1 protein-coding gene is annotated in these 10,347 nt (G+C 73.0%); it reads right to left on the minus strand.

The window, feature by feature from the left end:
• Positions 1-2: 2 nt before the first annotated feature.
• Positions 3-10,259, minus strand: a complete 10,257-nt coding sequence (locus JNUCC0626_RS50530) for an SDR family NAD(P)-dependent oxidoreductase (protein ID WP_430623494.1) — start codon at positions 10,257-10,259, stop codon at positions 3-5.
• Positions 10,260-10,347: the final 88 nt, after the last annotated feature.

Genomic DNA, 10,347 nt, shown 5'->3' on the forward strand with positions numbered 1-10,347 from the left:
CGTCAGTTCCCCAATGTGTTGTCGATGAAGTCGAAGAGGTCGTCCGCGGTGGCCGTGGCGAGGCTGTCCGGGACTTCGGCCACGGCGGTGCCGGACCACTTGGCCAGCAACGTCCGCAGCCGCCCACCGAGTGCGGCGCGGTCGGCGTCGTCGAGGTCGGCGGCCAGCAGCCGCGCCTCCAGTCCGTCCACTTCGGACAGCAGCCGGTCGGCGGCCGGCGCGGAACCGGACAGCTCACCGCGCAGATACGTCGCCAGGCCCGCGGGCGAGGCGTGGTCGAACACCAGCGTCGACGGCAACCGCAGCCCGGTCGCCGCGGCCAGCCGGTTGCGCAGCTCGACGGCGGTCAGCGAGTCGAACCCGACCTCCAGGAAGCCGCGTCCCGGCTCGACACCGGTGGCGTCGGCGTGCCCGAGCACTGCGGCCATCGCCTCGCACACCAGCTCCAGCACGACCGCGTCCTGCTCGGCCGTCGTCCGCCCGGCCAGTCGCCGCGCCAGGTCCGCCGCGTCGGACGGCGTGGCCGCCCGCTTCGGCTTCGCCTTGACCAGCCCGCGCAACAACGCCGGCACGTCGTCGCCCCGCAACGCCGCCGGATCGAGACGCATCGGCACGAGCAACCCCGCCTCGGTGGCGGTCGCGTCGAACAGTCCCAGACCGTCCTCGACGGACAGAGGGAGCAACCCGGACCGGCTCATCCGGCGGCGATCCGTCTCCCCGAGGGCCCCGGCCATGCCCGTGTCCCACGCACCCCAGGCGAGCGAGACCGCCGGCAACCCGGCCTTCTGACGCTGGTGCGCCAGACCGTCGAGGTAGGCGTTGGCAGCCGCGTAAGCACCCTGCCCCGCCGTGCCCGCAAGCCCGGACACCGACGAGAACAGCACGAACGCGGCGAGGTCGGCGTCGCGCGTCAGCTCGTGCAGGTGACGCGCGCCATCAGCCTTCGGCCCCAGAACTGCCCGGAGTTCTTCGGTGCCGAGCCGGTCGACGGTGGCGTCCGCCAGCACACCCGCCGCGTGCACCACGGCGGTGAGCTCCAGCCCGTCCAGCAGCTCGGCCACCGCGACACGATCAGCGACGTCGCACGCGGCGATCGTCACCTGCGCTCCCGCGGCGGTGAGTTCCTCGACCAGCGCGGCCGCGCCAGGTGCCCCCGCACCACGGCGACCGGTGAGCACCAGGCTCTTGGCACCGTTGTGGACCAGGTGCCGTGCGAGCACGGCCCCCAGCGCCCCGGTACCGCCGGTGATCAGCACGGTGCCTTCGGGGTCGGGCCGGTGCGGGACGGTCAGCGCGAGCTTTCCGACGTTGCGGGCCTGGCTCAGGAACCGCAGCGCGGCCGGCGTCTGCCGCACGTCCCACGCCGCGACTGGCAACGGCCGCAGGTGCCCTTCGGCGAACAGCGCCAGCACGTCCGCGAGCATCCGGCCGAGCCGCTCGGCCCCCGCCTCCGCGAGGTCGAACGCGCGGTAGTCGACACCGGCCACCTCGCGGACGTCGGTCTTGCCCATCTCGAGGAACCGCCCGCCGTCCGCCAGCAACGACAGCGACGCGTCCACGAACTCGCCCGCGAGCGAGTTCAGCACGACGTCCACGCGACCGAAGCGCTCGGCGAACTCGAGGGTGCGCGACGAAGCCAGGTGCTCGACACCGAGTTCGCGCACGACGGCGTGCTTGCCGGGACTCGCGGTCGCGCACACTTCGGCGCCGAGGTGCCGTGCGAGCTGGACCGCGGCCATGCCGACACCACCGGCGGCCGCGTGCACCAGCACGGTTTCGCCGGGCTTCAGCTCGGCGAGTTCGACCAGGCCGTAGTAGGCCGTGAGGAACGCGACCGGCGTCGTCGCAGCCTGCGCGAAGGTCCAGCCGGCCGGGATCGGCGCGAGGAGCCGGTGATCGGTGACCGCGTGGGAGCCGAAGGTGCCGGGGAACAGCCCGAACACCCGATCGCCCTTCGTCAGCCCGGTGACACCGGCGCCGGCCTCGGTCACCACGCCGGCCGCTTCCTGGCCGAGCGGGACCGGGCCGCCGGGGTACTGCCCGAGGGCGTTGAGGACGTCGCGGAAGTTCACGCCGGCCGCGCGGACGACGACCCTCACCTCGCCCGGGGCGAGCGGGGGTGCCTGGTGCGGCCTGGCCGTGACGCCGTCCACCGTGCCGGGTGCGGTGACCTCCAGCCGCCAGTCGCCGGACGGCAGCTCGATGCCCGGTGTGGTTCCCCGAACGATCCGGGGGACGAGGACTCGGCCGCCGCGCACCGCGACCTCCGGCTCGTCGGCGGGAAGCGCCGGCATCTCCGTGCCGGAGTCGATGTCCACCAAGCGAAAACGACCGGGGTTCTCGGATCGCGCGGACCGGACGAGCCCCCAGGCCGCAGCCGCACCCAGGTCGGGCACACCGTCGCCGTCCGCCGCCGCCACCGCCCCGCGCGTGACGAACACCAGCTCGGCATCCGAAGGCGTGGCGAGCCACGAGTGGATCGCGGAGAGCACGGCCGCGGTCGTGGTGTGCACGTCGGCGGGAGCGACCTGGTGCAGGACAGCCGCGGTCTCCGCCTCACCGCGAGCCTCGACCCACTCGACGTGGAACACCGCGTCCCGGACACCGAACTGGTCCGGCGCCACCGGCCGCAACACCAGCGACTCCACGGACAGCACCGGCCGCCCGGCACCATCAGCCACCGTCAGGGCAACGGTGTCGTCGGCGACCGGAGTCAGCCGGACCCGCAAGGACGCGGCACCTTCGCCGTGCCGAGCCACACCGGACCACGCGAACGGCAACCGCCCCTGCCCGTCATCGGGCAACAGCTCACCGAGCCCCAACCCGTGCAACGCGGCATCCAGCAACGCCGGGTGCAGCCCGAACCGTGCCGCCGCGTCGCGATCGGCGACGGGCAACGCCACCTCGGCGAACACCGACCCGTCCCGCAGCCAGGCCGCGGTCAGCCCCCGGAACGCCGAGCCGTACAGGAACCCCCGGTCCTCGAACCCGGCGTACAGGTCCGTCACGTCCACCTCGGACGCACCGGCCGGCGGCCACTCACCCAGTTCCTCGGCCACCGGCGAAGACTCAGTCAGCACACCGGTGGCGTGCAGGGTCCACGGCGAGTCGTCGGCACCGCGCGAGTGCACCGTGACGTCGTGCCGGCCGTCGTCGACCGGCACGACCGCCACCTGAACGCGAACGGTGTCCGCCACCACGAGCGGCGCCGCGATGGTCAGCTCCTCCAGCGCCGCACAGCCGACCTCGGCCCCGGCCCGCAGGGCGAGCTCGACGAACGCCGTACCGGGCAGGATGACCGTGCCGTGCACAGCGTGCCCGGCCAGCCACGGCGAGGTCCGCGTCGACAACGCACCGGTCAGCACCCACCCGCCCGAAGGCAGCTCCACGGCCGCACCGAGCAACGGGTGGCCGGTGGCGGCCTGACCGAGCGCGTCGACGTCGCCGGCCGCGGCCCCGTCCAGCCAGAACCGCTCGTGCTGGAACGCGTAGGTCGGCAGATCCGTGCGCACCGGACCAGGCCCGAACACCCGCGGCCAGTCGACCGGCACCCCGGCCGCGGCGAGATGTGCCAGCGCGCCAACGCAATCCGCGCGGCCCGCGGCCAGCGCCGGCACGGCCTCCTCGACCATCGGCGTCAGCACCGCGCCGGGACCGAGCTCGACGAACTCGGTGACCCCCAAGGCACGCAACCGATCGACGGCGTCAGCGAACCGCACCGGCTCCCGCACCTGCCGCACCCAGTAGGAGGGTGTGACCGCCGCGTCTGCTTCCACAGTGGACACGAACGGCAACACCGGCGCGGCGTGGGCCAGCCCGGCGACGACGTCACCGAACTCGTCCAGCATCGGTTCCATCAGCGCCGAGTGGAACGCGTGGCTCGTGTTGAGCCGCTTCGTCTTCGCAAACCGCGAGGCCACCGAGACAACTGCGTCCGTCTCACCGGACAACACCACCGACGACGGCCCGTTCACCGCCGCCAGCGAAACCCCGTCCGGCAACGGCAGAACATCATCCTCACCGGCCTGCACCGCGATCATCACGCCGCCGCCGGGCAACGCCTGCATCAACCGCCCACGCGCGACGACCAGCGCAGCCGCGTCCTCGAGCGTCAAGATCCCGGCAACGTGCGCCGCCGCGATCTCGCCCACCGAGTGCCCGGCGACGAAGTCCGGCCGCACACCCCAGGACTCGAACAACCGGAACAACGCGACCTCGAGCGCGAAGATCGCCTGCTGCGCGAACTCCGTCTGGTCCAGCTCCGGCGACCCCAGCACCTCCGGCAGCCGCGGATCCAGCAACGCACACACCGCGTCGAACTCCGCCGCGTAAACCGGGAACGCCTCGTACAGCTCCCGGCCCATGCCGATCCGCTGCGATCCCTGACCCGAGAACAGGAACGCCGTCTTCCCACCGGGCGAGCGGCGGACGACCTCGGCGACCGGCCGCCCCTGCGCCAGCGCGGTCAGCCCGCGCCGGAACCCGTCGGCGGCGCTGGAGAGCACAACGGCCCGGTGCTCGTGCGAAGCCCTGGTCGTGGCAAGGGTCCTGGCCGTCCCGACCAGGTCTGCGTCGAGACACTCCAGCAACCGCGTGGCCTGTGCCCGCAACCCGGCCTCGGACCGCGCCGACACCAGCCACGGCACGACCGGACCGGCGTACGTCTCCACCGGCGCGGGCTCGGAAACCGGCGCTTCCTCCAGCACGACGTGGGAGTTGGTCCCGCTGATCCCGAACGACGACACCCCTGCCCGGCGGACCCGCTCCCCCGCGGGCCACGGCACGGCCTCGGTCAGCAACCGGACGTCCCCGGCCGACCAGTCCACGTGCGACGAAGGCGAGTCGACGTGCAACGTCTTCGGCAGCACCGAACGCCGCAGCGCCTCCACCACCTTGATCACGCCGGCGACACCGGCGGCGGCCTGGGTGTGCCCGAGGTTCGACTTCACCGAGCCCAGCCACACCGGAGACTCCCGGTCCTGCCCGTACACCGACAGAATCGCCTGCGCCTCGATCGGATCACCGAGCCGGGTTCCCGTGCCGTGCGCCTCGACGGCGTCCACATCGGACGGTCGCAGCCCCGCGGCGGACAGAGCCTGCCGGATCACCCGCTGCTGCGATGGACCGTTCGGCGCCGTCAGGCCGTTCGACGCGCCGTCCTGGTTGACCGCGGAACCGCGCAGCACAGCGAGCACGGGATGACCGAGGCGGCGGGCGTCGGACAGCCGTTCCACCAGCAGCACCCCGGCGCCCTCACCCCAGGCCGTGCCGTCGGCGGCATCCGCGAACGGCTTGCACCGGCCGTCCGCCGCCAGGCCGCGCTGGCGTGAGAACTCGACGAACCCGATCGGTGTCGACATCACCGTCACACCACCCGCGAGCGCGAGGGAGCACTCGCCGGCCCGCAACGCCTGCGCGGCCAGGTGCAGGGCCACCAAAGACGACGAACACGCCGTGTCGACCGTGACCGCAGGACCTTCGAAACCGAAGGTGTAGGCGACCCGGCCGGAGAACACACTCGCCGAACTGCCGGTGCCCAGATAGCCCTCGACCTGTTCGCGGGCGTTCATCAACAGCGTGCCGTAGTCCTGGCCGTTCGTTCCCGCGAACACGCCGACCCGGCTGCCGCGCAACGCCACCGGGTCGAGCCCGGCACGTTCGAACACCTCCCACGACGTCTCCAGCAGCAACCGCTGCTGCGGGTCCATCGCCAGCGCCTCACGCGGCGAGATCCCGAAGAACGCCGCGTCGAACCCGGTGACGTCGTCCACAAAGGATCCGTGGCGGACGTAGGAACGGCCCGGCACCTCGGGATCGGGGTCGTAGACGCCCTCGACGTCCCACCCGCGGTCGGCGGGGAACGGCGCGACCGTGTCACGACCGTCGGCCAGCAGCTCCCACAGGTCCTCCGGCGACCGCACACCGCCGGGGAACCGGCAGCTCATCGCCACGATCGCGATCGGCTCGTCGGCCGCGCCCTGCTGCACGAACTCGGTGTCCGGAGCAACGGCACCGGTCGAGCGCTCCGCGAGATAGCGGACCAGCGCGTCCGGGCTGGGGTGGTCGAAGACCAGCGTGGCGGGCAGCTTCAGGCCGACCGCCGCGCCGAGCCGGTTCCGCAGCTCGACCGCGGTCAGCGAGTCGAAGCCGAGATCGCGCAGGGCACGGGAGGGATCGATGCGGCCGGGCTCGGAGAACCCGAGCACGGCGGCGATCTGGGCGCGGACGATCTCCAGCAACCGCCCCGGCGTCAGATCGGCGACGACCTCGGCACGCACGGATCGGTCGCGCAGCTCGGGCAGGTCGGCGAGCAGTGGGCTCGGCGCCAGGTCCGCGGTCCAGTCGACGTCGGCGACCACGACGGCGGTGTCGTCGAGGTCGAGGACGCGCTGCAGGCCGTCGAGGGCCAGCTCCGGCGGCATCGGCGGAACCCCGCGCTGCCGCAGCCGGGTCTCCAGGCCACCGTCGGCCATGCCGCCGCCCGCCCAGTGCCCCCAGCCGATCGACGTGGCCGGCAGTCCCAGGCCGCGGCGGTAGCGAGCGAAGGCGTCCAGGAACGCGTTGCCCGGCGCGTAGTTGCCCTGCCCCGCCCCGCCGTACGTGCCTGCGAGCGACGAGAAGAGCACGAACGCGTCGAGGTCCACCCCGGCGGTCACCTCGTGCAGGGCCACCGCCGCTTCGGCCTTGACCTGCAGCACCCGGCTCACCTGCTCGAGGCTCAGCTCGTCGAGGACGGCGTCGTCGAGGACCGCGGCGGTGTGGATCACCGCCCGCAGCGGCACGTCCAGCGCGGCGATCAACGCGCCGAGCGCGTCCCGGTCGGCGGCGTCGCACGCGGCGATCGTGACCGCCGAACCGAGCGCGGTCAGTTCGGCGTCCAGTTCGGCGGCACCCTCGGCGTCCGGTCCACCACGGCTGACGAGCAGCAGGTGCGGCGCTCCCAAGGCGGCCATCCGGCGCGCGACGTGGGCTCCGAGCGCGCCGGTGCCACCGGTGATCAGGACGGTGCCGTCCGGGCGCCAGCTGCGCAGGGCACGCCCACCGGCGGACCGGACGAGCCGGCGCGCGAACACACCTCCCGGCCGCACGGCCAGTTCGTCCTCGACGCCGGTGAGAGCCCCCAGGAACAGGTCGATCGTGGCGTCGTCCGCGTCGGCGGGCAGGTCCGCGACGCCACCCCAGCGGGCGGGTTGCTCCTTGCGCACCACCGGGCCGAGACCCCAGACGAGGGCCTGCCCGGGGTCGGTGACCGGGTCGGTGCCGGAGGTGGAGACGGCACCGCGCGTGATGGTCCACAAAGGAATCTCGTGGGCCGCGAGCGCGTGCACCGCGGCGAGAGCGGCGGCGAACCCCGCCGGCACCGCGGGATGGCCCGGAGCACGACCGGCCGGAGCGACCAGGAGGACTCCGCGAACACCGGTCAGATCACCCGGCTCTGCCGAGCGGATCACGTCGGCGCCGTGGCGCGCGAGCCCCTGCGCGACGCCGTCGGCAAGGCCGTCCGCGCCGCACACCACCCACTTGCCCGCGACAGCAGGGGTTTCGGCGGCGACGAGCCGCCAGGTCGTCTCGTGCCTCAGGTCGTCGACGGACGTGCGGACCCGCGCCGCGGCCTGCCCCGACCAGTAGCGCTCACGCTGGAACGGGTAGGTCGGCAGGGTGACCCGGCGATTGCCGGTGCCGGCGAAGAATCCGGCCCAGTCGACCTCGGCGCCACGGGCGTAAGCCTCACCGAGCGAGGTGACCAGCCGGTCGAGGCCGCCGTCGTCACGACGGAGGGTGCCGACAGCGGCGGCGGAGACGCCGGCGTGCTCGATCGTCTCCTCGACGCCGACGGTGAGCACCGGGTGAGCGCTGCACTCGACGAAGACGGTCCCGCGGTGCGCGAGGAGGGTCGTCACGGCCCGGTCGAACCGGACGGGCTCGCGGAGATTGCGGAACCAGTAGGCCGCGTCCAGCTCGGCGGTGTCCACGACCTCACCGGTCACGGCGGACACGAACGGGATCCGCCCGGCCACCGGGCGGACGTCGGCCAGCACCTCGGCCAGTTCGTCGGCCAGCGCCTCGACCTGGACGGAGTGCGACGCGTAGTCGACCGCGATCCGGCGAGCCCGCACCTCCACCGAGGCCAGCAGCTCGTCCAGCGCCTCGACCTCGCCTGACACCACGACCGACGACGGACCGTTGACCGCCGCCACCGAGATCCGCGAGCCCCACGGCGTGATCAGCTCACGCGCCCGGTCGACCGAGGCGGCCAGCGACACCATGCCGCCCAGACCGGACAGCCGCAGAATCGCCTTGCTGCGCAAGGCGACGACCCGTGCACCGTCCTCAAGGGACAGTCCTTCCGCCACCACGGCGGCAGCGATCTCACCCTGGGAGTGACCCACCACGGCAGCGGGCTCGACGCCGTGCGAACGCCAGACCTCGGCCAGCGACACCATCACGGCCCACAGCGCGGGCTGCACCACGTCGACCCGGCTCAACGCCTCTTCGTCGGCGAGAACGTCCAGCAGGTCCCACTCCACGAAGGAGGACAGCGCGGCAGCGCACTGCGCCATCCGCGCCGCGAACACCGAAGACGAGTCGAGCAGCGAACGCCCCATCCCCGCCCACTGCGAACCCTGACCGGGGAACACGAAGACGACGTCACCGGGGTTCGCCGGTGCGCTGACACCGTCGGCGACCGCGTCGAGCCCGGCGGCGTCGAGCACCACGGCCCGGTGCTCCCGCGCCGAGCGCGTGGTGACCAGCGCACGCCCGACGTCGACCGGGTCGTCGTCCAGGTTGGCGCGGAGCGCTCGGGCGAGGTCTCGCAACGCCTCCCCGGTCCGGGCGGAGAACACCCACGGCACCACCGGCAGTTCGGAAGTCGGCCCCTCGTCCTCGGCGGGAGCCGCCTCGATGATCACGTGGGCGTTCGTCCCGCTGACGCCGAACGACGACACCCCGGCACGCCGGCACTCCCCCGTCCACGGCACGGCTTCGGTGAGCAGCCGGACCTGGCCGGAACTCCAGTTCACGTGCGACGACGAAACGGCGGCGTGCAGGGTCGCGGGCAGCACGCCGTGCCGCATCGCCTCGACCATCTTGATCACGCCGGCGACACCGGCCGCCGCCTGCGTGTGCCCGATGTTCGACTTCAACGACCCCAGCCACAGCGGTCGCTCGCGGTCCTGCCCGTACGTGGCCAGCAGAGCCTCGGCCTCGATCGGGTCCCCCAGCGTCGTGCCGGTGCCGTGCGCCTCGACGACGTCCACATCGGACGGCGCCAGCCTCGCACTGGCCAGTGCCGCACGGATCACGCGCTGCTGCGCCAACCCGTTCGGCGCGGTCAGGCCGTTGGACGCCCCGTCCTGGTTGACCGCCGAGCCGCGCAGCACCGCCAGCACCGGATGACCGAGCCGACGGGCCTCGGAAAGCCTTTCCAGGACGAGCATGCCGGCGCCCTCGCCCCAGGCCGTGCCGTCGGCGGCGTCCGAGAAGGCCTTGCACCGGCCGTCAGCCGCGAGCCCACCCTGCTGGCTGAACTCGACGAAGCCCTCCGGTGTCGTCATCACGGTGACTCCGCCGGCGAGGGCGAGCGTGCACTCGCCCGCCCGGAGCGCCTGTGCCGCGAGGTGCATCGCCACCAGCGACGACGAACACGCCGTGTCGACGGTCAGCGCCGGCCCTTCCAGACCGAAGGTGTAGGCGATCCGGCCGGAGAACACGCTGGCCGCGCTGCCGGTGAGCAGATACCCCGACAGCGCCTCGATCTGTTCCTCGGACGGACCGGAGATCTGGGCCATGCCACCGACGAACACCCCGGTGCGACTGCCGCGCAGACCGTCGACCGGCAGGCCCGCGCGTTCGAACGCCTCGTGCGCGACCTCCAGCAGCAGCCGCTGCTGCGGGTCCATCGCGACGGCTTCTCGCGGTGAGATCCCGAAGAACTCCGGGTCGAAGTCGGCGGCCTCGTGCAGGAAACCGCCCTGGTGCACGTAGCTGTGCCCAGGTCGTGGCTCACCGGGCCGGTAGAGCCGGGCGGTGTCCCAGCCGCGGTCGACGGGGAACTCGGAGATCGCGTCGACCTCGTCCGCGACCAGCTGCCACAGCCGTTCCGGCGTGGTCGCGCCTCCCGGGTAGCGGCAGGCCATGCCGACGATCGCGATCGGCTCGCCCGCCTTCTCCTCGGCGTCGCGCAGCCGGGCGCGCACGTCGTGCAGGTCGGCCGTGACGCGCTTGAGGAAGTAGCGGAGCTTGTCTTCACTCGACATGGGAGGTCCTCGGAAAGCGGTGGGTCGGTTGGCGCATCAGGAGATTCCGAACTCGGTGTCGAGCAGCCGGAACATCTCGTCGTCGGTG

The sequence above is a fragment of the Lentzea sp. JNUCC 0626 genome (assembly GCF_043632865.1).
Taxonomy (GTDB): domain Bacteria; phylum Actinomycetota; class Actinomycetes; order Mycobacteriales; family Pseudonocardiaceae; genus Lentzea.